This is a genomic window from Pseudomonas sp. 15C (assembly GCF_055484735.1).
In genome coordinates this window covers 54,462-81,460 of the sequence record NZ_JBUDGD010000015.1, presented here as the reverse complement: position 1 = coordinate 81,460, position 26,999 = coordinate 54,462, and the positions used below count along the sequence as shown (strand labels likewise).

Below are 26,999 nucleotides of genomic sequence, written 5' to 3'. Positions count from 1 at the left end.
GCGTTGCTGATAGATCAGTCGTCGCTGATGGTGATATTCGGCATCGCCGGCGTCGCCGCTTCCTGCAACACGATCCGCGCGCCGACGTGGCGGGCCAGTTCCTGGTAGACCATGGCGATCTGGCTGTCCGGCTCGGCGATCACAGTGGGCTTGCCGCCATCGGCCTGTTCACGAATCAGCATCGACAGCGGCAGCGAGGCCAGCAATTCCACGCCGTACTGGGTGGCAAGCTTCTCGCCACCGCCCTCACCGAACAGATGCTCGGCATGCCCGCAGTTCGAGCAGATGTGCACGGCCATGTTTTCCACCACGCCCAACACCGGAATGTTGACCTTGCGGAACATTTCCACGCCTTTGCGCGCATCGAGCAGGGCCAGATCCTGTGGCGTGGTGACGATCACTGCGCCCGCCACCGGGACTTTCTGCGCCAGGGTCAGTTGAATGTCGCCGGTGCCTGGCGGCATGTCGATGACCAGATAATCCAGATCGCCCCACGCGGTTTGCGTGACCAGTTGCAGCAGCGCGCCGGAGACCATCGGCCCGCGCCAGACCATCGGTGTGTTGTCGTCGGCGAGAAATGCCATCGACATGACTTCGACACCGTGGGCCTTGAGCGGCACGAACCACTTCTGATCCTTGACCTCCGGGCGGGTGCGCTCGGGAATGCCGAACATGATGCCTTGGCTCGGGCCGTAGATATCGGCGTCGAGAATCCCCACTTTGGCGCCTTCGCGAGCCAGCGCGAGAGCGAGGTTGGCAGCCGTGGTCGACTTGCCCACGCCGCCCTTGCCCGAGGCCACGGCAACCACGTTCTTGACGTTGGCCAGCCCCGGAATCTGCGCCTGGGCCTTGTGCGCGGCGATCACGCTGTTGACCTCGACGCGGGCGATGACCACGCCCTCGATGTTTTCGATGGCCAGTTGCAGCAATTGCGCCCAACCACTCTTGAACAGACCGGCGGCGTAGCCGATTTCCAGCTGCACATTGACGCGGTCACCGATGATCTCGATGTTTTTCACGCAACCGGCGCTGACCGGGTCCTGGTTCAGGTAAGGGTCGGTGTATTGGCTGAGGACGGCTTCCACCGCTGCGCGAGTGACGGCGCTCATGGGCAACTCCGATAACAAGACTGGAAAAGATGGCGGCTATCCTACCCCTTCTATCCTCCGGACGGCATGCCCGGCAACGATTTGCAGGGGTGAAATATCTTGTCCGGCGCTTTATAGTGGCCGACCTCCGTTTCATCAAGTAGCGAAGCCCTACATGTCCGAGCCACGCAAGATCCTCGTCACCAGCGCCCTGCCCTACGCCAATGGTTCGATCCACCTTGGCCACATGCTGGAATACATCCAGACCGATATGTGGGTGCGCTTCCAGAAGCATCGCGGCAACCAATGCATCTATGTCTGCGCCGACGACGCCCACGGTTCGGCGATCATGCTGCGCGCAGAAAAGGAAGGCATCACTCCGGAACAACTGATCGCCAACGTGCAGGCTGAACACAGCGCCGACTTTACCGACTTCCTGGTTGATTTCGACAATTTCCACTCCACTCACGCCGAAGAAAACCGTGAGCTGTCGAGCCAGATCTACCTCAAGCTGCGTGACGCCGGGCATATCGCCCAACGCTCGATCACCCAGTATTTCGACCCGGAAAAGAAAATGTTCCTGGCCGATCGTTTCATCAAGGGCACCTGCCCGAAATGCGGCACCGAAGACCAGTACGGCGACAACTGCGAAAAATGCGGCGCGACCTACGCCCCGACCGACCTGAAGGATCCGAAGTCGGCGATCTCCGGTGCTACCCCGGTGCTCAAGGATTCCCAGCACTTCTTCTTCAAGCTGCCGGACTTCCAGGACATGCTGCAGGCCTGGACCCGCAGCGGCACCCTGCAGGACGCCGTCGCCAACAAGCTTTCCGAATGGCTCGACGCCGGCCTGCAACAGTGGGACATCTCCCGCGATGCGCCGTACTTCGGCTTCGAGATTCCGGGCGAGCCGGGCAAGTATTTCTACGTGTGGCTGGATGCGCCGATCGGCTACATGGCCAGCTTCAAGAACCTCTGCAACCGCACGCCGGAGCTGGACTTCGACGCGTTCTGGGGCAAGGATTCCACCGCCGAGCTGTACCACTTCATCGGCAAGGACATCGTCAACTTCCACGCGCTGTTCTGGCCAGCGATGCTCGAAGGTGCTGGTTTCCGCAAGCCGACCGCGATCAACGTGCACGGCTACCTGACCGTCAACGGCCAGAAGATGTCCAAGTCGCGCGGCACTTTCATCAAGGCCCGTACGTATCTGGACCACTTGTCGCCGGAATACCTGCGTTACTACTACGCGGCGAAACTGGGCCGTGGCGTCGATGACCTCGACCTGAACCTCGAAGACTTCGTGCAGAAGGTCAATTCCGATCTGGTCGGCAAAGTGGTCAACATCGCCAGCCGTTGCGCCGGGTTCATCCACAAGGGCAACGCCGGTCTGCTGGTCGACAACAATGCCGCGCCGGAGCTGACCGAGGCCTTCCTCGCCGCCGCGCCGAGCATTGCCGACGCCTATGAAGCACGCGACTTTGCCCGCGCCATGCGCGAAACCATGGCCCTGGCCGACCGCGCCAACGCGTGGATCGCCGACAAGGCACCGTGGTCGCTGAACAAGCTGGAAGGCAAGCAGGATGAAGTCCAGGCGATCTGCGCCACCGGCATCAACCTGTTCCGCCAACTGGTGATCTTCCTCAAACCGGTGCTGCCACTGCTGGCCGCCGATGCCGAGGCGTTCCTCAATGTTGCGCCGCTGACCTGGAACGACCACACCACGCTACTGGCCAACCATCAGCTCAACGAATTCAAGCCGTTGATGACCCGCATCGACCCGGTAAAGGTGCAAGCCATGACCGACGCCTCGAAAGAAGACCTCAGCGCCAGCCAGACCGACACCGGCGCAGCCGCACCGGCCGGCAATGGCGAACTGGCCAAGGACCCGCTGTCGCCGGAAATCGATTTCGATGCGTTCGCCGCCATCGACCTGCGCGTGGCGCTGATCGTCAAGGCTGAGCACGTTGAAGGCGCCGACAAGTTGCTGCGCCTGACCCTCGATATCGGTGACGAGCAACGCAACGTGTTCTCCGGCATCAAGAGTGCTTACCCGGATCCGTCGAAACTCGACGGCCGCCTGACGATGATGATTGCCAACCTCAAGCCGCGGAAAATGAAGTTCGGCATCTCCGAAGGCATGGTGATGGCGGCCGGGCCTGGCGGTGAAGAGATCTACCTGCTGAGCCCGGACAGCGGTGCCAAGCCAGGTCAACGTATCAAGTAAGAAGCTGCGGTAAATCGATCCCACCGGCGTGTCCCGCATGCCGGTGGGATTTTTCATAGGCGGCTGGATAAGGCCTAACCTTGAGAGACACCCGCCCGTTTCGCTGGCAGAACCATGACCGAATTCGTCCTAACGCTGATCAGTGCCGCGCTGCTCAACAACTTCGTCTTGCATTGGCCGCTGGGCGTCGATCCGCTGTTGGCGGCCAGCCGGCGCCAGGTGCATGCGTTGGGACTGGCGACCTTGTGTCTGATGGTTGTCGTCGGCGTGCTCGGCTACGCGATCTGGCACTGGCTGCTGGTGCCGCTGCAACTGCAAGCCCTGCGCCTGTTCGTGTTTCTGCCGTTGAGCGTTTTGCTGATCGCGCCGTTGTTGAAATGCCTGGCGCGCGGGTTGCCGAACCTGCCCTTCGACGGGTTGTGGCCGCTGTTGCTGGGCAATGCGGGCGTACTTGGCCTGACATTGATCAATGCGCTAAACGACCAAGGTCTGCTTCACACAATGGCGCTGAGCCTGGGTGCCGGGTTGGGGTTCTGGTTGGTACTGAGCCTGTTCAGCGACTTGCGTGAACGCACGGCGGGTAACGATATCCCTCTGCCCTTTCGCGGCTTGCCGATCGATCTGCTCGGCGCCGGATTGATAGCAGTGATTTTTCTCGGATTCACTGGACTGATCAAAACATGAGTCTGATCCAACGCATCGATGCCCTCCTGCCGCAGACCCAGTGCGGCAAGTGCGGCCATCCCGGATGCAAGCCCTATGCGCAAGGCATCGCCGCCGGCGAGCCGATAAACAAGTGTCCGCCCGGTGGCGAGGAAACCATCGCCGCGCTGGCTGAACTGTTGAAAGTACCGGTGCTGGAACTGGACATCAGCCGCGGTTCGGCACCGGCCCAGGTGGCGTTCATTCGCGAGGCCGAGTGCATCGGCTGCACCAAATGCATTCAAGCTTGCCCGGTCGACGCGATTGTCGGCGCGGCGAAACTGATGCACACCGTCCTGATCGACGAATGCACCGGTTGCGACCTCTGCGTGGCGCCATGCCCGGTGGACTGCATTGAAATGCACCCGCTGCCACCCGAGACCTTACCGGTGGTGGGCGGACTGGCGCTGAGCCTCGACGAGCAACGCGCACGCGCGGCCAAACGTGATCACGCACGGCAACGTTTCGAGCGGCGCAAAGAGCGCCTGCACCGCGAAGAGCAGGAGAAACAGGCTGAGCGTGAAGCGCGGGCGAAAAGGCCGGCGCAAGCGCAAGTGAGCATCACCGACCCGGTGCAGGCGGCACTCGAACGGGTGCGCACGCAAAAAGCGGCGAACGCGGACGCGGCCGTGAAGAAAGCCAAAGTCGATGTCGCGATGAGCCGCGCGCAACTGCACAAATCGCTGAAAGCCTTCGGCCATCCACCGACTTTCGAGCAGCAGGCGCAACTGATCGTCCTGCAACGCCAGTTCGAAGCGGCCGAAGCGGCGCTGGCGCAACTGGAAAAAACCGCCGTACCCACAGCTCCAGCACCGCCGCCCGCCAAAGACGCCGACTTGAAGCGCGCCAAGATCCAGCTGGCGATGTGTCGCGCAGAATACGGCAAGCTCGAACGTAACGCCGACACTCCCGCCGAGATTCTTGAAGAGGCCCGCGCACGACTGCAAGCCGCCGAGCGTCAGGTAAGCGAACATGCCGCCCCTTGAGGCAGCGGACGATCGCCTGCAACAGGCGATGAAAACCTTGCTGCTGGCCGCTATGCCAGGATTGCTGACGCTGTTGTGGTTTTACGGTTGGGGCGTGTTGATCAACCTGATGCTGGCGATCGTCACTGCGCTGATTGTCGAAGCGGGCGTTGCGCAACTGCGTCGGCGGCCTCTGCAGCCAGCGCTGCGCGACGGCAGTGCGCTGGTCAGTGCGACCTTGCTGGCGGTAGCGCTGCCGGCCTATTGCCCTTGGTGGCTGACGGTGACGGCAACCGCCGGGGGCCTGCTGTTTGGCAAGCACGTGTACGGCGGCACGGGGGAAAATCCGTTCAATCCGGCGATGCTCGGTTTTGCGTTGGTGATGATCATGTTCCCGCGCGCGATGACGCAGTGGCCGGCGCACGCTCTGGATATTGCAGCAGCCCTGCAGCAGATATTCGGCTCAGGTCAGGCGCCAGACGCTTGGGCACAGGCGACCGCGCTGGACACTCTGCGCGTCAACGCCAGCCTGACCATCGACGAACTGTTCGTCAGCCATCCGGCATTCGGGCATTTTGGTGGACGCGCTGCCGAGTGGGTGAATCTGGCCTTTTTGGCCGGTGGCGTGTTTTTGCTGCAACGTCGAGTGTTCAGCTGGCACGCTCCGCTGGGCATGCTCGCCAGTCTGTTGGTGATCAGCCTGCTGTGCTGGAATGGCTCGGGGTCGGATTCGCATGGCTCGCCGCTGTTTCATCTATTCAGCGGCGCGACCATGCTCGGCGCGTTCTTCATTGTCACTGAACCGGTATCCGGCGCGAAAACCGCGCTGGCGCGCCTGCTCTTCGGCGTTGGGGTCGGACTGCTGACATACGTGATTCGCACGTGGGGCGGCTACCCGGATGGGCTGGCGTTTGCGGTGTTGCTGATGAATCTCTGCGTGCCGGCACTGGAGCGATTCGCCGCGAATCGCCAGATCAAGGTGAACCCGTGAAGCGCCGGGCCAGCACCGTGATGGTGCTGCTGGTGGCCATCAGCGGGATTACCGCGACTTACCTTGTACAGCGTGGGAGCGCGCCACAAATCGCCGCCGCGCAGCACTTGCTCGACAGCCGTAAATGGCTCGACATGCTGGCGCCGGAGAGCTACGACAACCAGCCGCTGCAACAACCACTGAGCTTGACCGACACCCGACTGGACCACAGCCAGTTGAGCGCAGGCTATCGCGCGACCCGCAATGGCAAGCCCGTCGCAATACTGTTGCGCAGTCAGACTCAGGGCTATGTGGGCGCCATCGAATTGTTGATCGCCATCGAACCGAATGGCAGGTTGCTCGCGGTGAAAACGTCAGAACAGCACGAAACACCAGCGCTTGGCGGGCACCTGGCGAACCGACCGAATGCCTGGCTGCAGGCGTTTACCGGAAAGTCGAGCGATGCGCCGACGGCAGCAGGTTGGGCACTGAAGAAGGATGACGGACAATTCGATCAGATCGCCGGAGCCACCATCACTTCTCGCGCAGTCATCAATGCGGTGCATGACGCCCTGCGTTATTTTGATGACCATCGCGCGGCACTGCTGGGGAGCGGAACATGAAGCCGTCGCCGGGTCTGGCCCATTGCATGATGCTGCCGTTGCTGCTGGGCAGCAGTGGTTCACTGGTCAGCGCAATCGGCACGTTATTGATATTCAGCGTTGTCGTGGGCCTGTACGGTCTGTTCATGCCCGCGTTACGCCCGCGATTGACGGAAACAGGCCGATTACTGGTCAGCGTCTTGCTCGCCGCCACGCTCAGCAGTTGCACTGATGTGTTGGCGCAACGCTGGTTTCTGCCCTGGCAGCAAGCCTTCGGCTTGTATGCCAGCTTGATCGCCTTGCAATGCGTGGTGCTGGAATACAATGGCTTCTGGCGCCAGACACTGACTGAGCGCGGCAAACTCTGCGCTCTGTTCGGCGCATTGCTGTTGCTGCTGGGGACGTTGCGCGAGGTCGCAGGGAGCGGCAGCCTTGGCCGTGGCCCTTTCGACAGCTGGCAAGGCATCGTCCTGTTCAGCGACGCACTGCCACTGATCAGTCTGATCCCCGGCGCTTTTATTGTGTTGGCGCTGCTGCTGGCTGCGCGTCAGGCGCTGGTTCGCCCGAAATTGAATTCAAAGGAAATGCATCGCCCATGAATGCCGCAAAACGTCTGGAGATTTTCCGCCGTCTGCACGAAGACAATCCGGAGCCGAAAACCGAACTGGCGTATTCATCGCCATTCGAGCTGTTGATCGCGGTGATTCTATCGGCGCAGTCGACGGATGTGGGCGTCAACAAGGCCACGGCCAAGCTGTTTCCCGTAGCGAATACACCGGCCGCGATCCATGCCTTGGGCGTCGAAGGGTTGTCCGAATACATCAAGACCATCGGCCTCTACAACAGCAAGGCGAAAAACGTCATCGAAACCTGTCGTCTGCTGGTCGAACGCCATGGCGGCGAAGTGCCGCGAACCCGTGAAGAACTCGAAGCCCTGCCCGGCGTGGGCCGCAAAACCGCCAACGTGGTGCTCAATACCGCTTTTCGGCAACTGACCATGGCCGTCGATACGCATATCTTTCGGGTCAGCAACCGCACCGGCATCGCACCGGGCAAAAACGTGGTTGAAGTGGAAAAGAAACTGATGAAATTTGTACCAAAGGAATTCCTGCTCGATTCCCACCACTGGCTGATTCTGCACGGGCGTTATGTGTGTCTGGCGCGCAAGCCACGCTGCGGCAGTTGCCGGATAGAAGACCTGTGCGAGTACAAAGCGAAAACTTCGGACGATTGAGCGCTTATTGCCATTATTGATACGTCGATTGAAAAAATCTTTTTTACCCGCCATCCGAATGTCGATATAAGGAGCGCCAAAGGCAATCTTGGCCGGGAGTTAACCTTATGAGTACCGACAAAGAGCAATTGGACGTAGAAGACGATTTTGTCGCCGTTGAGCCCGACGAGGTAGAGCCCGTCGTCGAAGTTGCAAAGACCAACCTGAGCAAGCGCCGCACCATCGATAACCTGCTTGAGGAGCGCCGACTGCAAAGGCAATTGGCTGATTACGATTTTGATCTTTGATACCTGAAAGCCTCCCGAACCGGAGGCTTTTCACTTTCTGCAACTCGCTGAAATCCGCCCCTGCCCATGACCCGTCAGCTTTCGGGATATTCAGACCAGGCCGTTTCGCTGTGCCAACTCGATCAGGTCGACCAGCGAACGCGCATTGAGCTTCAATAACAAGCGCGTTTTGTAGGTACTTACGGTCTTGTTGCTCAAGAACATGCCGTCGGCAATTTCCTTGTTGGTCTTGCCTCGCGCCAACTGCTGCAACACCATCATTTCCCGACCGGACAGACGATCTACCATGTCCGCTTCGCTGGCATTGCCCAGACTGGTGCGCACGGTATGCAAGGCCTGATTGGGAAAATAGCTGTAGCCAGACAACACGGCCTTGATTGCACTGAGCAATTCGGTGAGGTCCTGCTGTTTGCACACATAGCCAGCGGCCCCCGATTGCATGCAACGCATTGAAAAGTGCCCGGGCGCCTGCGACGTCAACACCAATACTTTTATGGGCATAGCGGTCGAGCTCAGGCGCGCGATAACTTCCAGGCCGTCAAGTTTCGGAATACCAATATCCAGAATGACAATATCCGGCATTTGCTCTCGAGCAAGTTGTAATGCATCCACACCGTTGTCCGTCTCTGCGATGACTTCGTAGCCATGACGCTCCATCAGCATACGCACCGCAAGACGAATGACAGGATGATCATCCACGATCAGCACTTTATTCATGGGCAAGTCCAGTTTCGCTGTTCGAATTTTTAGAGCACGCACAATATCCCACTCACTTGCTCCATGGCATGCCAGGGTTGACATGCACTTGCATCGAGAGACATGCCCTACAGCGATCGCGGATTATTCCTACAAAAAAACAATAACTTCCTAATCACCCATCACTTTTACTGTTTGGCCTACGAAGAAATTTCACCTTTACTTTTGTTACAGGGTACGTCGTACAGAACTGAGAGCAGGACTCATCGCGATCTGTTTCTGCGCTCAAACGACGATTCAAGCCGCAGAATCCGCACCCTGAAACATATGCTTTAACGATTGGACATATGCTGAACCCACTGTTTCTCCGGCATACAAAACCCTCAAGAATATAAACACTTGAAACAAGATATTTGTACCCAACACAATATTTTTTCTATAAACATGAGTTCTTGGAACCCAACTAAAAATTCAACCAACACATAAAGAGCACACACATGATAAAACTCAAAAACAAGATCGCAAACCCAATGACGGTAATCGCCATATTCGCAGCCATCTCGGAAACATCCGCGGCGGTTTCCCTGCCATTTCTGGACAACGAAGACAGGGAGATATACGTGTGGTTCCTGATAAGCTTTCCTTTTTATTTACTGTTTCTTTTCTTTATCACTTTGAACTTCAATTATCGCTCCCTCTATTCACCTTCAGACTTTGATAAAGACAAGAGTTTTCTTAAAGTGATAGATAACAATGAACGCGACAACAAGCGCAGCGCATCATCCACGGAGCCCTGCGTTCAAGGTACATTCGGGCTATCCAGTTGTATCGTCTCAAGCGAGTCTGGCAGTGTAGAGCGCAAAGATTCGTGCAAAGTCCACAATGCGGCCGACCCGCCGACGGACAGCAATGCAAAATCCAGTCAGATCGTTCAGCACAACATACAACTGCCGGCGTTTGTCAGTCATTTGCATCTGATCGATGCACGGAATGTCGATGCAGCGAAGGAACTGGCGACGATTCTGAATAACATCCGCAACCTCGATCGCAAGACATCACGAGTGATCGTATTTCTTTCCAGTCACGTATCGGATGCCTTGCTTACCCAACATGCGCTGCTGCAAGCCAGGCAGATCAAGAAAGGCTCCGGCAAAACGCTCTGTATCGTCTACAACCTCTGCTCACACGCGGTGACGCGTCTGGGAAGAGTTTGAAAATGAACCACTGCCACGCACCGGTGCCTGGAAAAATGCTCAGTCGGAGCCATAACTCATTGATGCAAAAAGGGCGACCCTGTCTCGAAGACAAGGCCGCCCTTTTTGTTGTGCGTCCGCGTGTGATGCCTAGAACAGCTTGCGGCCCTTGTTGGCAGCAATGCGCATGCGCAGTGCGTTGAGCTTGATGAAGCCCGCCGCGTCGGCCTGGTTGTAAGCGCCACCGTCTTCTTCGAAGGTCGCGATGTTGGAATCGAACAGCGAATCGTCGGACTTGCGGCCAGTGACGATCACGTTGCCTTTGTACAACTTCAGGCGCACAACGCCGTTCACGTTGACCTGCGAAGCGTCGATCATCTGTTGCAGCATCAGACGCTCAGGGCTCCACCAGTAGCCGGTGTAGATCAGGCTGGCGTATTTCGGCATCAGCTCGTCTTTCAAGTGAGCAACTTCGCGGTCCAGCGTGATCGATTCGATGGCGCGGTGCGCGCGCAGCATGATGGTGCCGCCCGGGGTTTCGTAGCAGCCACGGGACTTCATGCCGACATAGCGGTTTTCGACGATGTCGAGACGGCCGATACCGTGAGCACCACCGATCTTGTTCAGCGTCGCCAGCACGGTGGCCGGAGTCATTTCAACGCCGTCCAGCGCAACGATGTCGCCGTTACGGTAGGTCAGTTCCAGGTATTGCGCTTTGTCAGGAGCGTTCTCCGGGGAGACCGTCCATTTCCACATGTCTTCTTCGTGCTCGGTCCAGGTATCTTCCAGCACACCGCCTTCGTAGGAAATGTGCAGCAGGTTGGCGTCCATCGAGTACGGGGATTTTTTCTTGCCGTGACGCTCGATCGGGATCGCGTGCTTCTCGGCGTAGTCCATCAGCTTCTCGCGCGACAGCAAGTCCCACTCGCGCCAAGGGGCGATCACTTTTACGCCTGGCTTGAGCGCGTAGGCACCCAGTTCGAAACGTACCTGGTCGTTGCCCTTGCCGGTCGCGCCGTGGGAAATGGCGTCGGCACCGGTTTCGTTGGCAATTTCAATCAGACGCTTGGCGATCAGCGGACGTGCGATGGAAGTACCCAGCAGGTACTCGCCTTCGTAAACGGTGTTGGCGCGGAACATCGGGAAGACGAAATCGCGCACGAACTCTTCGCGCAGGTCGTCGATGTAGATTTCTTTGACGCCCATGGCCTGGGCCTTGGCGCGGGCCGGCTCGACCTCTTCGCCTTGACCGAGATCGGCGGTGAAGGTCACCACTTCACAGTTATAAGTATCCTGCAGCCACTTGAGGATCACCGAAGTGTCCAGGCCGCCGGAATACGCCAGAACGACCTTGTTTACGTCCGCCATGCCATCACTCCACGGGGTTCTACGGAAAGCCGGGGAGTCTACCGCTCAAACGCGATAATTTACAGAGGCGCGACAGCTTAAGACGACAAAGCGACAGAATCTGTCGAGAGCGCGACGATGACCGGCGAGTCAGGAAGTCGTGGCAGCTGTGGCAGGCGCACTCGCTTGCGGCGCCGGGGCCGGGGCTGTCGTCGGTGCGACGCGCGCCAGCTTCACATTGACGCGACGGTTCTTCGCACGGTTGGCTTTGTTGGTGTTCGGCACGATCGGATACTGCTCGCCGTGGAAACGCACAGTGATCTGCGACTCCTGAATGCCATTGGCCTTGAAGAAGTCGACCACCGCCAGCGCTCGGCGGCGCGACAGCTCACGATTGGTCAGGCGATTGCCGCTGTTGTCCGAGTGGCCGTCGAGTTCGATGTGGTTCACCGTCGGATCAGCCTTCATGTATTCGAGCATCACTTGCAGTTTGGCTTTGGCAGCCGGGTCGAGATCAACGCCTTCGCCGGGAAAGCCGATCTGTGATTGCTTGATCTGGTCGAAATTCTGCGGCAGCAGCTTCGCCACACAGGTCTGATAATCGTTGAATGCCTTGCTGAACTTGACCGGCAGCAGGCGCACTTCCGACACCCGACCATCACCCGATGCGCGGCGCACGACCGGGCTGCGACCATCCAGCAGCCCGCTGATCAGCCCGCCAGCCTGCGACTGCGAACTGTTGAACAGGACATTGCCGCTGCCCAGCCGAACGCTGCCCAGATTGATGTCGCCACGCCCCGGCTGCCAGGGTGCAGCGGCCGCCAGCAGGGTCGCCGAACCGCCGCCGAGCATGGCGTTGTAGGCGTTGAGGCGGAAGATCGCCTGCTCGCCGGCCTTGCGCACAAACTCGCCCGAACCGAAATCGGTGATCGGTTGGGTCAGACGGCACTCGAACTTGTCGCCGGCGACCGTCCACTCAATGTTCTCCAGACGGGTCTGGTAGGTGAGCGCCATCGCAGGGAGGCTGGCAAACACACTGAGCAAGGCTAGATAACGCTGGCGCACGGGAGGCTCCATTGGCTTGTGAAACACAAACACCGATTCACACAATGTTTACGGCATACCTTCGGGATATCGGACGCTTGCTGCAAAACTTGATAGCGAGTGCCTGCAAGAGTCTTTTCCGGTAGCATTCGCCTCAGTTTGACCCGCCTGGAAGCCCCCCATGTCCGACCGCCTGACCCTGCTGCGTCCCGACGACTGGCATATTCATCTTCGCGATGGTGCCGTGTTGACCAATACCGTTGCCGATGTGGCTCGCACCTTCGGGCGCGCGATCATCATGCCGAACCTGGTGCCACCGGTGCGCAACGCCGCTGAAGCCGACGGCTACCGCCAGCGGATCCTCGCTGCCCGCCCGGCCGGCAGTCGCTTTGAGCCGCTGATGGTGCTGTACCTCACCGACCGCACCCAACCGGAAGAAATTCGTCAGGCCAAGGCCAGCGGTTTTGTGTACGCCGCCAAGCTGTACCCGGCCGGTGCGACCACCAACTCCGATTCCGGCGTGACCAGCATCGACAAGATTTTCCCGGCGCTGGAAGCCATGGCCGACGTCGGCATGCCGCTGCTGATCCACGGTGAAGTCACCCGTGGCGACGTCGATGTGTTCGACCGCGAGAAGATTTTCATCGATGAGCACATGCGCCGTGTCGTCGAGCGGTTCCCGACGCTGAAAGTGGTGTTCGAACACATCACCACCGGCGACGCCGTGCAGTTCGTCAACGAGGCCTCGGCCAACGTCGGCGCGACCATCACTGCGCATCACCTGCTGTACAACCGCAACCACATGCTGGTGGGCGGGATTCGCCCCCACTTTTATTGCCTGCCGATCCTCAAGCGCAATACGCATCAGGAAGCCTTGCTCGATGCCGCCACCAGCGGCAGCGCGAAGTTTTTCCTCGGCACCGACTCGGCACCGCACGCCCAGCACGCCAAGGAAGCCGCCTGCGGCTGCGCCGGCTGCTACACCGCGTACGCCGCCATCGAGATGTACGCCGAAGCGTTCGAACAACGTAACGCGCTGGACAAGCTCGAAGCCTTCGCCAGCCTCAACGGCCCGCGCTTCTATGGTTTGCCGGTGAACACCGATCGCATCACCCTGGTTCGTGAAGAATGGACCGCCCCGACCAGCCTGCCTTTCGGCGAGCTGACCGTTATCCCGCTGCGCGCCGGTGAAAAACTGCGCTGGCGCCTGCTGGAGGAACACGCGTGAGTGAAGAGCATTTCGACGACGAACTGGACGGTCAAAATGGCGGCGGCGGTTCCCGTCATCCGATGGCGGCACGATTTCGCGGCTACCTGCCGGTAGTCGTCGACGTAGAAACCGGTGGCTTCAACGCAGCCACCGATGCCTTGCTGGAGATTGCCGCGACCACCATCGCCATGGATGAAAAGGGGTTTGTGTACCCGGATCACACCTATTTCTTCCGCGTCGAGCCGTTCGAAGGCGCGAACGTCGAAGCAGCGGCGCTGGAGTTCACCGGGATCAAACTCGATCACCCGCTGCGCATGGCCGTCAGCGAAGAAACCGCGCTGACCGACATCTTCCGCGGCATCCGCAAGGCGCTGAAGGCCAACGGCTGCAAGCGGGCGATTCTGGTCGGACATAACAGCAGCTTCGATCTGGGCTTTCTCAACGCAGCCGTTGCTCGCCTGGACATGAAGCGCAACCCGTTCCACCCGTTCTCCAGCTTCGACACCGCGACGCTGGCCGGTCTTGCCTACGGTCAAACCGTGCTGGCCAAAGCCTGTCAAGCCGCCGGCATCGATTTTGATGGCCGCGAGGCGCACTCGGCACGTTACGACACCGAGAAAACCGCTGAGCTGTTCTGTGGCATCGTCAACCGCTGGAAGCAGATGGGCGGTTGGGAAGACTTCGACGATTGATCCTCGCCGAATAAAACCCGAGCACAAAAAAACCGGCCACTTGGGCCGGTTTTTTTATACCTCGACGTTGCGCCTTACAGGGCAGCAGCGTTCTCGGTCAGGTAAGCCGCAACGCCTTCTGGCGAAGCGTTCATGCCTTTGTCGCCTTTCTTCCAGTTGGCAGGGCAGACTTCGCCGTGCTCTTCGTGGAATTGCAGTGCGTCGACCAGACGGATCAGCTCTTCCATGTTACGGCCCAGCGGCAGGTCGTTGATGATCTGCGAGCGGACAACGCCCTTGTCGTCGATCAGGAACGCGCCTCGGAACGCCACGCCGCCTTCGGATTCAACGTCGTAGGCCTTGGCGATGTCGTGCTTCATGTCGGCTGCCATGGTGTATTTCACCTGGCCGATGCCGCCATTGTTGACCGGGGTGTTGCGCCAGGCGTTGTGGGTGAAGTGCGAGTCGATCGACACAGCGATCACTTCCACGTTACGTGCCTTGAAATCGGCCATGCGGTTGTCCAGAGCGATCAGCTCGGACGGGCAGACGAAGGTGAAGTCCAGTGGGTAGAAGAACACCAGGCCGTATTTGCCTTTGATGGCCGAGGACAGGGTGAAGCTGTCAACGATCTCGCCATTGCCGAGTACGGCCGGGACGGTGAAGTCAGGGGCTTGTTTGCCTACGAGTACGCTCATTGATATCTCCTGGTGTAAAGACTTGAAGTTCAGGGTCCGGGCCAGCCTGCCACCCTCAGGCGACAGCCCTGTGACACGAACCCTCTTCGCAAGGGACGACCATCATACACTGCGTTTTTGGCCTGTCCTCAACGGATTTTCCACGTCGGCTGTCCGTTGAGCATTTATAAGGACAGGCAAGCAACGCTCAAACACCGTTCGTCAGTCATGAGCCAAATAACGCCAAAAGCTGCCGCAAAGCACTTTGACAATCATTCTCGTTAACATTAAGATCCATCGCAATTGAGTCACAACCAGCGACGGTTCTTACTTATGTATGTTTGCCTCTGCACTGGCGTCACCGACGGACAGATCCGCGAAGCGATCTATGAAGGTTGCTGCAGCTACAAGGAAGTTCGCCAGGCGACCGGCGTCGCCAGCCAGTGCGGCAAATGTGCGTGCCTGGCCAAGGAAGTGGTTCGCGAAACCCTGACCAAGCTGCAAACCGCTCAGGCCTCGATTCCTTATCCTGCAGAATTTACTGCCGCCTGATCAGCCCAATTTCAAGGAACCGGACTTATGTCCGGTTTTTTTATGCCTGAAAATCAATCGCTTAGCGTCAAGACGCGGAACACAAACATTCTTATTCCGATTAATTTTCATATATTATTCAATAACTTAGGTTTGACACTTATAAGTGTGAAGCTCAAACTCCGCCTTATATACCGCGATTACAGGGCAGGACTCCGATCATGAAAGGCGACATTACCGTCATCCAGCATCTCAACAAGATCCTCGCCAATGAGCTGGTCGCGATCAATCAGTACTTTCTGCATGCGCGCATGTACGAAGATTGGGGTCTGAACAAGCTCGGCAAGCACGAATACAAAGAATCCATCGATGAGATGAAACACGCGGACAAGCTGATCAAGCGCATCCTGTTCCTGGAAGGCCTGCCGAACGTACAGGACCTGGGCAAGCTGCACATCGGCGAGCACACCCGCGAAATGCTCGAGTGCGATCTGCGTATCGAGAAGACCGGCCACGCCGACCTGAAGGCTGCCATCGCCCATTGCGAAACCGTTGCCGACTTTGGCAGCCGTGAACTGCTCGAAGACATTCTCGAGTCCGAAGAAGAACACATCGACTGGCTGGAAACCCAGCTGGGCCTGATCGACAAGATCGGTCTGGAAAACTATCTGCAGTCGCAGATGGGCGAAGAGTAAGTCAGCGCCCGCTGAACGCCAGACACGAAAAAGCCCCGCCCTCTGTTGAGGTGCGGGGCTTTTTATTGCCTGTCGCGTTGTAGGAGTGAGCCTGCTCGCGATGGCGCTGGATCAGTCAATATTTTAATCAACTGACAGAACGCTATTGCGAGCAGGCTCACTCCTGCAGAAAAGCGCTTAGGCTTCGGACTTGTTCGCCGCAGCGGCTTCGACAGCCGACTTGATGGTGGTCTGCAGCGAACCGTCAGCGGCCATCTCGGTCATGATGTCGCTGCCGCCGATCAGCTCACCGCCGACCCACAGTTGCGGGAAAGTCGGCCAGTTGGCGTACTTCGGCAGGTTGGCGCGGATTTCCGGGTTCTGCAGGATGTCCACGTACGCAAACTTTTCGCCACAGGCCATGACAGCCTGCGCAGCTTTTGCGGAGAAGCCGCACTGCGGGGCATTCGGCGAGCCTTTCATGTAAAGCAGAATGGTGTTGTTGGCAATCTGCTCTTTAATCGTTTCGATGATATCCATGGAGCACCTCGGCTGAACTTTCCGACTCATGGGTCGGCACGGTGGCGCATTGTAACGGAATCCCGAGCGCGCTGCTCGGTCTCCCCGACAGACACATGCTCAAGCCGCCACCACCGTCACCGGCACACCATTGAGCGCGGCGTTCCCCGACAACTCGTCGAGCTGGCATTCATCGGTCAGGTCGTTGGCACTCGAGCCCGGCTGGCCGCTGGCAATTGCCATTTGCACGCCCGGTCGCGCATGGCCCCAACCGTGCGGCAGGCTGACCACCCCTTGCATCATGTCGTCGCTGCCGAGCACCTCCACTTCGATCTGCCCGACCCGCGAACTGACGCGTACTCGCTGGCCGTCACTGAGGCCTCGACTGGCGAGATCGGCCGGATGCATCAACAACTGATGACGCGGCTTGCCTTTCACCAGACGATGGTAGTTGTGCATCCACGAATTGTTACTGCGCACATGGCGGCGGCCGATCATCAGCAGTTGATCGATGGCGGGCGCCTGCAATGCGGCGAAGCGTTGAAGATCGGCGAGTATCTCCGCCGGTGCGGCCTGTATGCGCTGATCAGGGGTTTTCAGGCGTGCAGCCAGATTCGGCTTCAGCGCGCCCAGGTCAATCCCGTGCGGATGATCGAACAGTGTTGCCAGCGACAGTTTGTGTTCGGACGCGTCGCCATAAAGGCCCATGCGCAGGCCCATGTCGATCATCTTCGACGGCGGCATGGTCGGTTTCAGTTCCTTGCCGGTCTGCGCCGCAAACGCCTTGGCGAGGCCGACGAAGATTTCCCAGTCATGCAGCGCACCTTCAGGTTTGGCGAGGATTGCGCGATTGAAGCGACTGACATTGCGCACAGCAAACAGATTGAACGTGGTGTCGTAGTGATCGTTTTCCAGTGCCGAGGTCGACGGCAGGATCAGGTCGGCGTAGCGCGTGGTTTCGTTGATGTACAGGTCAATGCTGAGCATGAACTCCAGCCCGTCCAGCGCCTGCTCCAGTTGCCGCCCGTTCGGTGTCGACAGCACTGGATTGCCAGCCACGGTGATCAATGCGCGGATCTGGCCTTCGCCTTCGGTGAGCATTTCTTCGGCCAGCGCTGACACCGGCAACTCGCCACCGTATTCGGGACGGCCCGAGACGCGACTTTGCCATTTGTTGAAATGCCCGCCCGAGGTTGAGGCCACCAGATCGACAGCGGGCTCTGTGCACAACGCACCGCCGGCCCGGTCGAGGTTGCCGGTGACCAGATTGATCAACTGCACGAGCCAATGACACAGCGTGCCGAACGCCTGGGTCGAAACGCCCATGCGTCCGTAACACACCGCACTTGGCGCAGCGGCGAAATCGCGCGCCAGTTGGCGGATCTGCTCGGCCGGAACCGCACACAACGGGCTCATCGCCTGCGCTGTGAACGTTGCCACCGCGGCGCGCACCTCGTCGAGACCATCGACCGGCAGATGGCTGTCGCGAGTCAAACCCTCGCTGAACAGGGTATTCAGCACGCCAAACAACAGCGCAGCATCGCCGCCCGGACGCACGAACAGATGCTGATCCGCCATCGCCGCCGTTTCGCTGCGACGCGGATCGACCACCACCACTTTGCCGCCGCGCGCCTGAATCGCTTTGAGACGCTTCTCGACATCCGGGACGGTCATGATGCTGCCATTGGAAGCCAGCGGATTACCGCCGAGGATCAACATGAAATCGGTGTGATCGATATCCGGAATCGGCAGCAGCAAGCCGTGGCCGTACATCAGGTAACTGCTGAGGTGATGGGGCAACTGGTCAACCGACGTCGCCGAGTAGCGATTACGGGTTTTCAGCAAGCCGAGAAAGTAGTTGCTGTGGGTCATCAGCCCATAATTATGTACGCTCGGGTTGCCCTGATAGACCGCCACGGCGTTTTGCCCATGACGCTCCTGAATCGCCGCCAGCTTCGATGCCACCAACGCAAACGCTTCATCCCAGCCGATCGGCAGCCACTCGCTACCCACCCGCCGCATCGGTTGGCGCAAGCGATCCGGGTCGTTCTGGATATCTTGCAGCGCCACCGCTTTAGGACAGATGTGGCCGCGACTGAAGGTATCGAGGGCATCGCCCTTGATCGAAGTGATTGCGACATGGCCATCGGTTTCAGTGGTCTCGATGGTCAGGCCACAGATGGCCTCACACAGGTGGCAGGCACGGTGATGGAGAGTCTTGGTCATGGCCAGTCTCTGTCTTGTTCGGGGCGGGCGATTGCGCCCGCGGGAACAAAACTATGGCCCCGCCAACACCATGGCGCCAGCGACGTTCGTCTTGTGAATCGGGGCTTATCAGGCGAGCCGATACCGCTGCAGCCGTCAGTTCGACGGCAACTGGGGTGGCGGCGCCAGCTGAATTTCCTGAATGGTTTCGATCTGCTCGTGAGCGACGTGCACGCCGGTCAGTTCGCCAATCAGGCGCCAATGCTCGTCGAGCCCGGCGCTGATAGTGGCCATGCGGTCAATCATATGCCGACCGGCCGTCTTCACCACTTCGTCTTCACTGCGCAGCAGTTCAAACGACATCGAGGTGACCGACGCGGTAAGGTGGGTCAAGGAGCGAGCCGTGTGACCCAGCAGTTCCATTAACAGTTGTTCTTTCGATTCCATGCGGAGGCTTCCTGCGTCGCTCGAATGTTATTTATAACCCAGCACTTTGCTTTAGCAAATGTTTCAGCCCGGACATCCGACCAAGAGAATCCGCCGCGACCCCGCCTCAAACCGACCAAAGCCACGCCGTGTGCGGCGCGGCGCATTGCCAAGCGCGGCGGGGCCAGTGTACAAAGAGGCTCGCTGCCGCCCTGAAGCCGGCTTCAAATGCGCGATTGCAATTGGCGGCGCGCCCTTCGATTCCCTTGTAAACCGTAGCCTATTGGCGTAACGCGACATTTAATGTCAATATCGCGCCTTCCCCTATTCCGTCGCCCCGTGCGGCTTACGCCGCAGGTCTCGCCCGTTGTTCCGATAAACAAGGCTTTGAGCATCTGCGGTTGGTAGCAAAAAGGTAGTCAATGATGAGCGCAAGGCACTTTCTCTCCCTGATGGATTGCACGCCCGAAGAGCTGGTCAGCGTGATCCGTCGAGGCGTTGAGCTCAAGGACCTGCGTAAGCGCGGCGTACTGTTCGAGCCTCTGAAAAACCGCGTGCTGGGCATGATTTTCGAAAAGTCCTCGACCCGCACCCGCATCTCTTTCGAGGCCGGGATGATCCAGCTCGGTGGTCAGGCAATCTTCCTCTCGCCGCGTGACACCCAACTGGGCCGTGGCGAGCCGATCGGCGACTGTGCCATCGTCATGTCGAGCATGCTCGATGCGGTGATGATCCGCACCTTCGCCCACAGCACCCTGACCGAATTCGCCGCCAACTCGCGCGTGCCGGTGATCAACGGCCTGTCCGACGACCTGCACCCGTGCCAGTTGCTGGCCGACATGCAAACCTTCCTCGAACATCGCGGCTCGATTCAGGGCAAGACCGTGGCGTGGATCGGCGACGGCAACAACATGTGCAACAGCTATATAGAAGCGGCGATCCAGTTCGACTTCCAGTTGCGCGTTGCCTGCCCGCAGGGCTATGAGCCGAACCCCGAGTTCGTCGCCCGTGCCGGTGACCGCGTGACCATCGTCCGTGATCCGCAGGATGCCGTACGCGGCGCGCATCTGGTGAGCACCGATGTCTGGACTTCGATGGGTCAGGAAGAGGAAACTGCCAAGCGCCTCAAGCTGTTTGCGCCGTTTCAGGTCAACCGTGCCCTGCTCGACCTCGCCGCCGAGGACGTGCTGTTCATGCATTGCCTGCCGGCGCACCGCGGCGAAGAAATCAGTCTCGACCTGCTTGATGATCCGCGCTCCGTCGCCTGGGATCAGGCAGAAAACCGTCTCCACGCACAGAAGGCCCTGCTCGAGTTCCTCGTCGAACCGGCATATCACCACGCATGAGTCATGAATTACTGCTGAACCTGCGCAACCTCGCTTGCGGCTATCAAGATCAACGTGTGGTGCAGAATCTCAATCTGCACCTCAACGCCGGCGACATCGGTTGCCTGCTCGGCTCGTCGGGCTGCGGCAAGACCACCACGCTGCGCGCCATCGCCGGTTTCGAGCCGGTGCACGAGGGCGAAATCACCCTCGGTGGCGAAACCCTGTCCAGTGCCGGGTTCACCCTGGCGCCGGAGAAACGCCGAATCGGCATGGTGTTCCAGGATTACGCGCTGTTTCCGCACCTGAGCGTCGCCGACAACATTGCCTTCGGCATTCGCAAGCATCCGAACAAGGAGCGCGTCACCGAAGAGCTGCTGGAACTGGTCAACCTGAAGAACCTCGGCAAGCGCTTCCCGCACGAATTGTCCGGCGGTCAGCAACAGCGTGTCGCCCTCGCCCGCGCCCTGGCGCCAGAGCCGCAATTGCTGCTGCTCGATGAGCCGTTTTCCAACCTTGATGGCGAACTGCGGCGCAAGCTCAGCCATGAGGTGCGCGACATCCTCAAGGCGCGTGGCACCAGCGCAATTCTGGTGACCCACGATCAGGAAGAAGCCTTCGCCGTCAGTGATCATGTCGGCGTATTCAAGGAAGGTCGGCTGGAACAATGGGACACGCCGTACAACCTCTACCACGAGCCGGCGACGCCTTATGTCGCCAGTTTCATCGGTCAGGGTTATTTCATTCGCGGGCAACTCGCCAGCCCGGAGTCGGTGCAGACCGAACTCGGTGAACTGCGCGGCAACCGTGCTTATACCTGGCCAATTGGCGGAGCGGTGGATGTGCTGCTGCGTCCGGACGACATTGTCTATGCGCCGGACAGCGCATTGAAGGCGCGGATTGTCGGCAAGACGTTCCTCGGTGCTTCGACGCTGTATCGCTTGCAGTTACCGACCGGTGCGCAGCTGGAATCGATTTTCCCCAGCCATGCGGATCATCAGGTCGGTGCGGATGTGGGTATCCGGGTAGTGGCCGAGCATTTGGTGCTGTTCCAGGCATCCGGCAGCACGGCGGCGCAGATTCCGGCAGCGGAAAACGGCGTGCGCCGGCATAGCACAGCCCTCTGATCTGATTCGCTCCCTGTAGGAGTGAGCCTGCTCGCGATTGCGGTATGTCGGCAAAAATGCGTTGGCTGATAGACCGCTATCGCGAGCAGGCTCACTCCTACATAGACCGGGGTTAGTTGAGAAACAGGGTGCCGCTTGCCACCAACGTCGCATTGCCGCCGATCTTCACCCGCTCACCTTCCAGTCGACAGAACAACTCCCCGCCTCGCGCCGAGCGCTGGCAGGCGGTCAGGCTCGATTTTCCCAGTCGTTTCGACCAATACGGAATCAGGCTGCAGTGGGTCGATCCGGTGACCGGATCTTCATTGATGCCAATCGCAGGGGCGAAATAACGTGAGACGAAATCATGCTGGTTGCCGCGAGCGGTAACGATCGCGCCCAGCCACGGCAGCTTCGCCAGCGCCGCCATGTCCGGCGTGCAATCAAGCACCGCCTGCTCCGACTCCAGTACCACAAACAGTTCGTTGGAGCCGAGTACATCAACCGCTTCGACACCCAACGCGCGCTGCACATCCAGTGTTACGCCGATCTCTGTCGGCACAATCGTCGGGAAGTCCAGCCACAACCGATCGCCTTCACGACTGACACTCAGCGGCCCGGATTTGCAGATGAAGTCGATACGCTCAGCGGTTTCACCGTAGATCTCGAACAACACATAAGCGCTGGCCAGCGTCGCGTGCCCGCACAGTGGCACTTCGGTGGTCGGGGTGAACCAGCGGATATGCCAGGCCTGGCCTTCGCGCACCAGGAACGCGGTTTCCGCCAGATTGTGCTCGGCGGCGATCTTCTGCATCAACTCCTCGGCGAGCCACGCATCGAGCCGATAGACCATGGCCGGATTGCCACTGAACGGCCGGTCACTGAACGCGTCGACCTGATGAAACGCAAGCTGCATAACCTTCTCCTTAAGTCAGTCGGCACAGCATGCTACTGCGCGGCGGGCGGTGCCAGTGACAGAACCCGCGATATTCTTTCATACAGTGCCGAGGCCGTTTAGGGTCGGCCGATGTCAGCGAATTTCGCCTGAGTGTGTTCGGCAAGCACTGCCGGCGCCAACTCGACTTCCAGTCCTCGGCGCCCGGCGCTGACATAAATGGTGGCGAAGCCTTGCGCCGAGTTATCGATGAACGTGCGCAGGCGCTTCTTCTGTCCCAGCGGACTGATGCCGCCCAACAGATAACCGGTGGAGCGCTGCGCCGCTGCCGGGTCAGCCATTTCGACTTTCTTCACCCCCGACGCATGCGCCAGGCCTTTGAGATCAAGGCTTCCGACGACCGGCACTACCGCCACCAGCAATTCGCCTTTTTCGCTCGCCGCCAGCAGCGTCTTGAACACCTGCGCCGGCTCAAGCGCCAGCTTCTCTGCAGCTTCGAGCCCGTACGAAGCGGCTTTGGGGTCATGTTCGTAACTGTGCACGCGATGTTCGGCACGAACTTTTTTTAACAAGTCCAACGCAGGGGTCATGGCAGCTCCGGGCTCGGCAGTGACGGGAAAAACCTGCGCCGGATTCTAGGCGATCACGGTGCAAAAGGCTCTAGTGCACGCCACGATTCCCGGGACCTGCAGCGATTCCAGGCCAACCAGACGGCACCTTCGACGAGGGATCATTCACGCTACGAATAGTTTTATTGTGACTGACAGTTCACTTTCGACCTTTGACAGGTTTGTTTCTTGTCTATATTTTTTCGAAACTGAATAATGTAAGAATTATCGATATTGCAGTACCCGGGGACGGAATGGGGATTCCTGACCGGCGGATATCGCGCCTTGCCCTGTTGGCAACGCGCCAGACAACAACAAAAACCGAGGTATTCAATGACCACTGCTTTACCGCAACCATCGCTTTGGGGCCAATGCCTGGCCGAATTTCTCGGCACCGCCCTGCTGATATTTTTTGGCACCGGTTGTGTTGCCGCGCTCAAAGTCGCGGGCGCCAGCTTCGGCCTGTGGGAAATCAGCATCATCTGGGGCGTCGGCGTGAGCATGGCGATCTACCTGACGGCCGGGGTTTCCGGCGCGCATTTGAACCCCGCCGTAAGCATCGCTCTGGCGGTTTTCGCCGATTTCGAAAAGCGCAAACTGCCGTTCTACATTCTTTCGCAGATCGCCGGCGCCTTCTGTGGCGCGCTGCTGGTCTACACGCTATACAGCAATCTGTTCTTCGATTTCGAACAAACTCACCAAATGGTTCGTGGCTCGGCAGCCAGCCTCGAACTGGCCTCGGTGTTCTCGACGTTCCCGAATCCGGCGCTGTCGACCGCTCAGGCGTTTCTGGTCGAGATGATCATCACCGCAATCCTGATGGGCGTGATCATGGCCCTGACCGACGACAACAACGGCCTGCCGCGCGGCCCGATGGCGCCGCTGCTGATCGGCTTGCTGATCGCCGTGATCGGCAGCTCGATGGGCCCGCTGACCGGTTTTGCGATGAACCCGGCGCGAGATTTCGGTCCCAAACTGATGACTTTCTTCACCGGCTGGGGTGAAATTTCCTTCACTGGCGGCCGTGACATTCCGTACTTCCTGATTCCGATTTTTGCACCGATTGTCGGTGCCTGCCTCGGCGCTGCCGGGTACCGCGGGCTCATCGCCCGCCACCTGACCGGCGCCACACCTGCTACAAAGGATGCAGAACCGGCCATTGACGGCAAACCCAGAACGTCCTGAAACAGTCGGCGCAGGCTCCTGCCCGTACGAGCCTGCGCCACGGCCCACTCTCCCTTATTTCGTCCAAGGCAATCGACATGACCGACATTCAGAACAAGAACTACATCATTGCCCTCGATCAGGGTACGACCAGTTCGCGCGCGATCATTTTCGACCGCGATGCGAACGTGGTTTGCACCGCGCAGCGCGAGTTCGTCCAGCACTACCCGCAGGCCGGTTGGGTCGAGCATGATCCGATGGAAATCTTCGCCACCCAGAGTGCGGTGATGGTCGAAGCGCTGGCCCAGGCGGGCCTGCATCACGATCAGGTGGCCGCCATCGGCATCACCAACCAGCGTGAAACCACTGTTGTGTGGGACAAGACCACCGGCCGCCCGGTGTACAACGCCATTGTCTGGCAGTGCCGCCGCAGTACCGAAATCTGTCAGCAACTCAAGCGTGATGGTCATGAAGACTACATCCGCGACACCACCGGTCTGGTCACCGACCCGTACTTCTCCGGCACCAAGCTGAAGTGGATTCTCGACAACGTCGAAGGCAGCCGCGAGCGTGCGCGCAACGGCGAGCTGCTGTTCGGTACCGTCGATAGCTGGCTGATCTGGAAATTCACCGGCGGCAAGGTGCACGTCACCGACTACACCAACGCCTCACGCACCATGCTCTTCAACATCCATTCGCTGGAATGGGATTCGAGGATGCTGGAAATTCTCGACATCCCGCGCGAAATGCTCCCGGAAGTCAAAGCCTCCTCGGAAATCTACGGTCGCACCAAGAGCGGTATCGCCATCGGCGGCATCGCCGGCGACCAACAAGCGGCACTGTTCGGTCAGATGTGCGTCGAGCCGGGTCAGGCGAAAAACACCTACGGCACCGGCTGCTTCCTGCTGATGAACACCGGCGACAAAGCGGTGAAATCGCAGCACGGCATGCTCACCACCATCGCTTGCGGCCCACGCGGTGAAGTGGCCTACGCACTGGAAGGCGCGGTGTTCAACGGCGGTTCGACCGTGCAGTGGCTGCGTGACGAACTGAAAATCGTCAACGACGCCCACGACACCGAATACTTCGCCAACAAGGTCAAGGACAGCAACGGCGTCTATCTGGTACCGGCCTTCACCGGTCTCGGCGCGCCGTATTGGGACCCGTACGCCCGCGGCGCACTGTTCGGCCTGACCCGCGGCGTGCGTGTGGATCACATCATCCGCGCCGCGCTGGAATCGATCGCCTACCAGACCCGCGACGTGCTCGACGCCATGCAACAGGACTCCGGGGAACGCCTCAAGGCGTTGCGTGTGGACGGCGGCGCAGTGGCGAACAACTTCCTCATGCAGTTCCAGGCCGACATCCTCGGCACTCAGGTCGAGCGCCCGCAAATGCGCGAAACCACCGCCCTCGGCGCGGCGTATCTGGCCGGTCTGGCGTGCGGTTTCTGGGGCAGCCTGGACGAACTGCGCGGCAAAGCGGTGATCGAGCGCGAGTTCGAACCGAGCCTGGACGAAGCCGCGAAAGAGAAACTGTACAAAGGCTGGAAAAAAGCCGTCAGCCGCACCCGTGACTGGGCGCGCGAGGACGCTGAATAAGCCAAGGTTCAGTTACAGACAGGCATCAAACTGGTAGGGAGCGGATTCCTGCGGCATCATGGGCAAATTTTGCTTGGCAGCCCAAAGGAAGCCCCATGAATCTGCCTCCCCGTCAGCAGCAAATCCTCGAGCTGGTCCGCGAACGCGGCTATGTGAGCATCGAGGAAATGGCCACGCTGTTCGTTGTTACCCCGCAAACCATTCGCCGCGATATCAATCAGCTCGCGGAAGCCAATCTGTTGCGTCGCTATCATGGCGGCGCGGCTTATGATTCCAGCGTCGAAAACACCGCCTATGCGATGCGCGCCGATCAGATGCGCGATGAAAAACAACGCATCGGCGAAGCCATCGCCGCGCAGATCCCCGATCACGCCTCGCTGTTCATCAACATCGGCACCACCACCGAATCGATTGCCCGCGCCCTGCTCAATCACAGTCATTTGAAAATCATCACCAACAACCTCAACGTCGCGTCGATGCTCAGCGCCAAGGATGATTTCGACGTGCTGTTGACCGGCGGCAATGTGCGGCGCGACGGGGGTGTGGTCGGTCAGGCAAGCGTGGATTTCATCAATCAGTTCAAGGTCGATTTCGCCTTGGTCGGGATCAGCGGCATCGACGAGGATGGCAGCCTGCTCGACTTCGATTATCAGGAAGTCCGTGTATCGCAGGCGATCATTGCCAATGCGCGCCAGGTGATTCTGGCGGCAGACTCGAGCAAGTTCGGGCGCAATGCGATGATCCGGCTGGGGCCGATCAGCCTGATCGACTGTCTGGTGACCGATCAGCAACCGGTGCCGGCATTGGCGCAGCTGCTGAGTCAGCACAAGATTCGCCTGGAAGTCGTTTAACCTCTCGTTCCCACGCTCTGCGTGGGAACGATCTGCATCACCTCTTCTGCGCCTTCTCGCGCACCTCATGTTCGATAATTTTCCTTTCTTCGCCCTTCGATGAGTTTTTTCAATCGAAGGCGGCTGGCTGTGCGCGTCTTTATGGGCTACCATTTTCGCAAATGAACATTTATGTTCGATT

The 26,999-nt window shown here is 59.2% G+C and carries 28 protein-coding genes; 18 read left to right on the top strand and 10 right to left on the bottom strand.

Translation table 11 applies throughout. The annotated features are described in order from the left end of the window. Positions 1-14 precede the first annotated feature (14 nt). The gene (gene apbC / locus ACYYKW_RS10790; protein ID WP_464990105.1) at positions 15-1,109 is read right to left on the bottom strand and encodes an iron-sulfur cluster carrier protein ApbC; all 1,095 of its coding nucleotides are present in this window, start codon (positions 1,107-1,109) and stop codon (positions 15-17) included. Between the two features lie 154 nt (positions 1,110-1,263). Here apbC and metG point away from each other — a divergent pair, with 154 nt between their 5' ends. The 8 genes from metG (at position 1,264) to ACYYKW_RS10750 (ending at position 8,075) form a co-directional block, all read left to right on the top strand. Further along, positions 1,264-3,315, top strand: a complete 2,052-nt coding sequence (metG, locus tag ACYYKW_RS10785) for a methionine--tRNA ligase (RefSeq protein WP_464990104.1) — start codon at positions 1,264-1,266, stop codon at positions 3,313-3,315. A gap of 114 nt (positions 3,316-3,429) precedes the next feature. After that, positions 3,430-3,999, top strand: coding sequence for an electron transport complex protein RnfA (locus tag ACYYKW_RS10780; RefSeq protein WP_464990103.1), 570 nt, complete (start codon positions 3,430-3,432; stop codon positions 3,997-3,999). Beyond that, entirely contained in the window at positions 3,996-5,003 is a 1,008-nt protein-coding gene (rsxB, locus tag ACYYKW_RS10775) for an electron transport complex subunit RsxB (protein WP_464990102.1), read from the top strand. Before ACYYKW_RS10780 ends, rsxB begins: the two co-directional genes overlap by 4 nt. After that, positions 4,990-5,973 carry an RnfABCDGE type electron transport complex subunit D gene (locus tag ACYYKW_RS10770; RefSeq protein WP_464990101.1) on the top strand — a complete coding sequence of 328 codons (984 nt, stop codon included), beginning with the start codon at positions 4,990-4,992 and terminating at the stop codon, positions 5,971-5,973. Before rsxB ends, ACYYKW_RS10770 begins: the two co-directional genes overlap by 14 nt. After that, entirely contained in the window at positions 5,970-6,575 is a 606-nt protein-coding gene (locus tag ACYYKW_RS10765) for an RnfABCDGE type electron transport complex subunit G (protein ID WP_464990100.1), read from the top strand. Before ACYYKW_RS10770 ends, ACYYKW_RS10765 begins: the two co-directional genes overlap by 4 nt. Beyond that, the gene (locus ACYYKW_RS10760; protein WP_093098784.1) at positions 6,572-7,153 is read left to right on the top strand and encodes an Rnf-Nqr domain containing protein; all 582 of its coding nucleotides are present in this window, start codon (positions 6,572-6,574) and stop codon (positions 7,151-7,153) included. The genes ACYYKW_RS10765 and ACYYKW_RS10760 overlap by 4 nt, the downstream gene beginning before the upstream one ends. After that, complete coding sequence (nth, locus tag ACYYKW_RS10755; protein ID WP_464990099.1) at positions 7,150-7,788, top strand: endonuclease III; 639 nt, start codon at positions 7,150-7,152, stop codon at positions 7,786-7,788. Before ACYYKW_RS10760 ends, nth begins: the two co-directional genes overlap by 4 nt. Positions 7,789-7,895: 107 nt before the next feature. Further along, the gene (locus ACYYKW_RS10750; RefSeq protein ID WP_090285849.1) at positions 7,896-8,075 is read left to right on the top strand and encodes a PA3496 family putative envelope integrity protein; all 180 of its coding nucleotides are present in this window, start codon (positions 7,896-7,898) and stop codon (positions 8,073-8,075) included. Positions 8,076-8,165: 90 nt separating this feature from the next. Here ACYYKW_RS10750 and ACYYKW_RS10745 read toward each other — a convergent pair whose 3' ends face one another. Then, complete coding sequence (locus ACYYKW_RS10745; protein WP_090285851.1) at positions 8,166-8,792, bottom strand: response regulator transcription factor; 627 nt, start codon at positions 8,790-8,792, stop codon at positions 8,166-8,168. 476 nt (positions 8,793-9,268) lie between these two features. Here ACYYKW_RS10745 and ACYYKW_RS10740 point away from each other — a divergent pair, with 476 nt between their 5' ends. Next, entirely contained in the window at positions 9,269-9,985 is a 717-nt protein-coding gene (locus ACYYKW_RS10740) for a hypothetical protein (RefSeq protein ID WP_464990098.1), read from the top strand. 129 nt (positions 9,986-10,114) lie between these two features. On the opposite strand, the gene ACYYKW_RS10735 is transcribed toward ACYYKW_RS10740, so the two are convergent. Together ACYYKW_RS10735 and ACYYKW_RS10730 are read right to left on the bottom strand one after the other, a co-directional pair. Further along, positions 10,115-11,332: an argininosuccinate synthase gene (locus ACYYKW_RS10735; RefSeq protein ID WP_007916658.1), complete on the bottom strand. Its 1,218-nt coding sequence runs from the start codon at positions 11,330-11,332 to the stop codon at positions 10,115-10,117. Positions 11,333-11,461: 129 nt separating this feature from the next. After that, positions 11,462-12,376, bottom strand: coding sequence for a flagellar protein MotY (locus tag ACYYKW_RS10730; RefSeq protein WP_464990097.1), 915 nt, complete (start codon positions 12,374-12,376; stop codon positions 11,462-11,464). A gap of 160 nt (positions 12,377-12,536) precedes the next feature. On the opposite strand from ACYYKW_RS10730, the gene pyrC reads away from it, so the two are divergent. Both pyrC and rnt read left to right on the top strand, forming a co-directional pair. Continuing rightward, positions 12,537-13,583 (top strand): dihydroorotase, encoded by a 1,047-nt coding sequence (gene pyrC, locus ACYYKW_RS10725; protein ID WP_336355338.1) that lies wholly within the window; start codon positions 12,537-12,539, stop codon positions 13,581-13,583. Next, complete coding sequence (gene rnt, locus ACYYKW_RS10720) at positions 13,580-14,257, top strand: ribonuclease T (RefSeq protein ID WP_090285860.1); 678 nt, start codon at positions 13,580-13,582, stop codon at positions 14,255-14,257. Before pyrC ends, rnt begins: the two co-directional genes overlap by 4 nt. A gap of 74 nt (positions 14,258-14,331) precedes the next feature. Here the strand turns inward: rnt and ACYYKW_RS10715 are convergent, their stop codons facing one another. Then, positions 14,332-14,934, bottom strand: a complete 603-nt coding sequence (locus ACYYKW_RS10715; RefSeq protein ID WP_003227723.1) for a peroxiredoxin — start codon at positions 14,932-14,934, stop codon at positions 14,332-14,334. Positions 14,935-15,246: 312 nt separating this feature from the next. Between ACYYKW_RS10715 and ACYYKW_RS10710 the strand changes: the two genes are divergently transcribed. Both ACYYKW_RS10710 and bfr read left to right on the top strand, forming a co-directional pair. Further along, positions 15,247-15,465, top strand: coding sequence for a bacterioferritin-associated ferredoxin (locus ACYYKW_RS10710; protein WP_090285863.1), 219 nt, complete (start codon positions 15,247-15,249; stop codon positions 15,463-15,465). 200 nt (positions 15,466-15,665) lie between these two features. Next, the gene (gene bfr / locus ACYYKW_RS10705) at positions 15,666-16,139 is read left to right on the top strand and encodes a bacterioferritin (RefSeq protein WP_039758367.1); all 474 of its coding nucleotides are present in this window, start codon (positions 15,666-15,668) and stop codon (positions 16,137-16,139) included. Positions 16,140-16,316: 177 nt separating this feature from the next. Here the strand turns inward: bfr and grxD are convergent, their stop codons facing one another. The 3 genes from grxD to ACYYKW_RS10690 all read right to left on the bottom strand — a co-directional run bounded on the left by grxD (position 16,317) and on the right by ACYYKW_RS10690 (position 19,289). Beyond that, positions 16,317-16,658 (bottom strand): Grx4 family monothiol glutaredoxin, encoded by a 342-nt coding sequence (gene grxD / locus ACYYKW_RS10700; protein ID WP_093098775.1) that lies wholly within the window; start codon positions 16,656-16,658, stop codon positions 16,317-16,319. 99 nt (positions 16,659-16,757) lie between these two features. After that, the gene (locus tag ACYYKW_RS10695) at positions 16,758-18,863 is read right to left on the bottom strand and encodes a molybdopterin oxidoreductase family protein (RefSeq protein WP_336355339.1); all 2,106 of its coding nucleotides are present in this window, start codon (positions 18,861-18,863) and stop codon (positions 16,758-16,760) included. Between the two features lie 135 nt (positions 18,864-18,998). Next, positions 18,999-19,289, bottom strand: a complete 291-nt coding sequence (locus ACYYKW_RS10690; RefSeq protein ID WP_090285872.1) for a hypothetical protein — start codon at positions 19,287-19,289, stop codon at positions 18,999-19,001. Positions 19,290-19,693: 404 nt separating this feature from the next. On the opposite strand from ACYYKW_RS10690, the gene argF reads away from it, so the two are divergent. Next, on the top strand, positions 19,694-20,614 hold the full coding sequence (gene argF / locus ACYYKW_RS10685; RefSeq protein WP_093098769.1) for an ornithine carbamoyltransferase: 921 nt from the start codon (positions 19,694-19,696) through the stop codon (positions 20,612-20,614). Next, entirely contained in the window at positions 20,611-21,720 is a 1,110-nt protein-coding gene (locus ACYYKW_RS10680; protein ID WP_203419324.1) for an ABC transporter ATP-binding protein, read from the top strand. Before argF ends, ACYYKW_RS10680 begins: the two co-directional genes overlap by 4 nt. A gap of 112 nt (positions 21,721-21,832) precedes the next feature. Here the strand turns inward: ACYYKW_RS10680 and ACYYKW_RS10675 are convergent, their stop codons facing one another. Further along, on the bottom strand, positions 21,833-22,615 hold the full coding sequence (locus ACYYKW_RS10675; RefSeq protein WP_464990096.1) for a PhzF family phenazine biosynthesis protein: 783 nt from the start codon (positions 22,613-22,615) through the stop codon (positions 21,833-21,835). Between the two features lie 98 nt (positions 22,616-22,713). Further along, a complete protein-coding gene (ybaK, locus tag ACYYKW_RS10670) occupies positions 22,714-23,184 on the bottom strand; it encodes a Cys-tRNA(Pro) deacylase (RefSeq protein WP_093098760.1) in 471 nt (156 codons plus the stop codon). Between the two features lie 351 nt (positions 23,185-23,535). Here ybaK and ACYYKW_RS10665 point away from each other — a divergent pair, with 351 nt between their 5' ends. From ACYYKW_RS10665 to ACYYKW_RS10655, 3 genes are all read left to right on the top strand, one after another. Continuing rightward, on the top strand, positions 23,536-24,387 hold the full coding sequence (locus ACYYKW_RS10665; RefSeq protein ID WP_093098757.1) for an MIP/aquaporin family protein: 852 nt from the start codon (positions 23,536-23,538) through the stop codon (positions 24,385-24,387). Positions 24,388-24,464: 77 nt separating this feature from the next. Continuing rightward, positions 24,465-25,967, top strand: a complete 1,503-nt coding sequence (gene glpK / locus ACYYKW_RS10660) for a glycerol kinase GlpK (protein WP_464990095.1) — start codon at positions 24,465-24,467, stop codon at positions 25,965-25,967. 95 nt (positions 25,968-26,062) lie between these two features. Beyond that, entirely contained in the window at positions 26,063-26,818 is a 756-nt protein-coding gene (locus ACYYKW_RS10655) for a DeoR/GlpR family transcriptional regulator (protein WP_007963957.1), read from the top strand. The last annotated feature ends 181 nt before the right edge of the window (positions 26,819-26,999 follow it).

Coding starts and splice junctions, on each gene's coding strand:
- ACYYKW_RS10680 (WP_203419324.1), top strand. CDS start 20,611: ATGAGTCATGAATTACTGCTGAACCTGCGCAACCTCGCTTGCGGCTAT.
- ACYYKW_RS10710 (WP_090285863.1), top strand. CDS start 15,247: ATGTATGTTTGCCTCTGCACTGGCGTCACCGACGGACAGATCCGCGAA.
- ACYYKW_RS10665 (WP_093098757.1), top strand. CDS start 23,536: ATGACCACTGCTTTACCGCAACCATCGCTTTGGGGCCAATGCCTGGCC.
- rsxB (WP_464990102.1), top strand. CDS start 3,996: ATGAGTCTGATCCAACGCATCGATGCCCTCCTGCCGCAGACCCAGTGC.
- ACYYKW_RS10675 (WP_464990096.1), bottom strand. CDS start 22,615: ATGCAGCTTGCGTTTCATCAGGTCGACGCGTTCAGTGACCGGCCGTTC.
- ACYYKW_RS10655 (WP_007963957.1), top strand. CDS start 26,063: ATGAATCTGCCTCCCCGTCAGCAGCAAATCCTCGAGCTGGTCCGCGAA.
- ACYYKW_RS10690 (WP_090285872.1), bottom strand. CDS start 19,289: ATGGAATCGAAAGAACAACTGTTAATGGAACTGCTGGGTCACACGGCT.
- ACYYKW_RS10760 (WP_093098784.1), top strand. CDS start 6,572: ATGAAGCCGTCGCCGGGTCTGGCCCATTGCATGATGCTGCCGTTGCTG.
- metG (WP_464990104.1), top strand. CDS start 1,264: ATGTCCGAGCCACGCAAGATCCTCGTCACCAGCGCCCTGCCCTACGCC.
- ybaK (WP_093098760.1), bottom strand. CDS start 23,184: ATGACCCCTGCGTTGGACTTGTTAAAAAAAGTTCGTGCCGAACATCGC.
- nth (WP_464990099.1), top strand. CDS start 7,150: ATGAATGCCGCAAAACGTCTGGAGATTTTCCGCCGTCTGCACGAAGAC.
- glpK (WP_464990095.1), top strand. CDS start 24,465: ATGACCGACATTCAGAACAAGAACTACATCATTGCCCTCGATCAGGGT.
- ACYYKW_RS10715 (WP_003227723.1), bottom strand. CDS start 14,934: ATGAGCGTACTCGTAGGCAAACAAGCCCCTGACTTCACCGTCCCGGCC.
- grxD (WP_093098775.1), bottom strand. CDS start 16,658: ATGGATATCATCGAAACGATTAAAGAGCAGATTGCCAACAACACCATT.
- ACYYKW_RS10770 (WP_464990101.1), top strand. CDS start 4,990: ATGCCGCCCCTTGAGGCAGCGGACGATCGCCTGCAACAGGCGATGAAA.
- bfr (WP_039758367.1), top strand. CDS start 15,666: ATGAAAGGCGACATTACCGTCATCCAGCATCTCAACAAGATCCTCGCC.
- pyrC (WP_336355338.1), top strand. CDS start 12,537: ATGTCCGACCGCCTGACCCTGCTGCGTCCCGACGACTGGCATATTCAT.
- argF (WP_093098769.1), top strand. CDS start 19,694: ATGAGCGCAAGGCACTTTCTCTCCCTGATGGATTGCACGCCCGAAGAG.
- ACYYKW_RS10735 (WP_007916658.1), bottom strand. CDS start 11,332: ATGGCGGACGTAAACAAGGTCGTTCTGGCGTATTCCGGCGGCCTGGAC.
- ACYYKW_RS10695 (WP_336355339.1), bottom strand. CDS start 18,863: ATGACCAAGACTCTCCATCACCGTGCCTGCCACCTGTGTGAGGCCATC.
- ACYYKW_RS10740 (WP_464990098.1), top strand. CDS start 9,269: ATGATAAAACTCAAAAACAAGATCGCAAACCCAATGACGGTAATCGCC.
- ACYYKW_RS10750 (WP_090285849.1), top strand. CDS start 7,896: ATGAGTACCGACAAAGAGCAATTGGACGTAGAAGACGATTTTGTCGCC.
- ACYYKW_RS10745 (WP_090285851.1), bottom strand. CDS start 8,792: ATGAATAAAGTGCTGATCGTGGATGATCATCCTGTCATTCGTCTTGCG.
- apbC (WP_464990105.1), bottom strand. CDS start 1,109: ATGAGCGCCGTCACTCGCGCAGCGGTGGAAGCCGTCCTCAGCCAATAC.
- ACYYKW_RS10780 (WP_464990103.1), top strand. CDS start 3,430: ATGACCGAATTCGTCCTAACGCTGATCAGTGCCGCGCTGCTCAACAAC.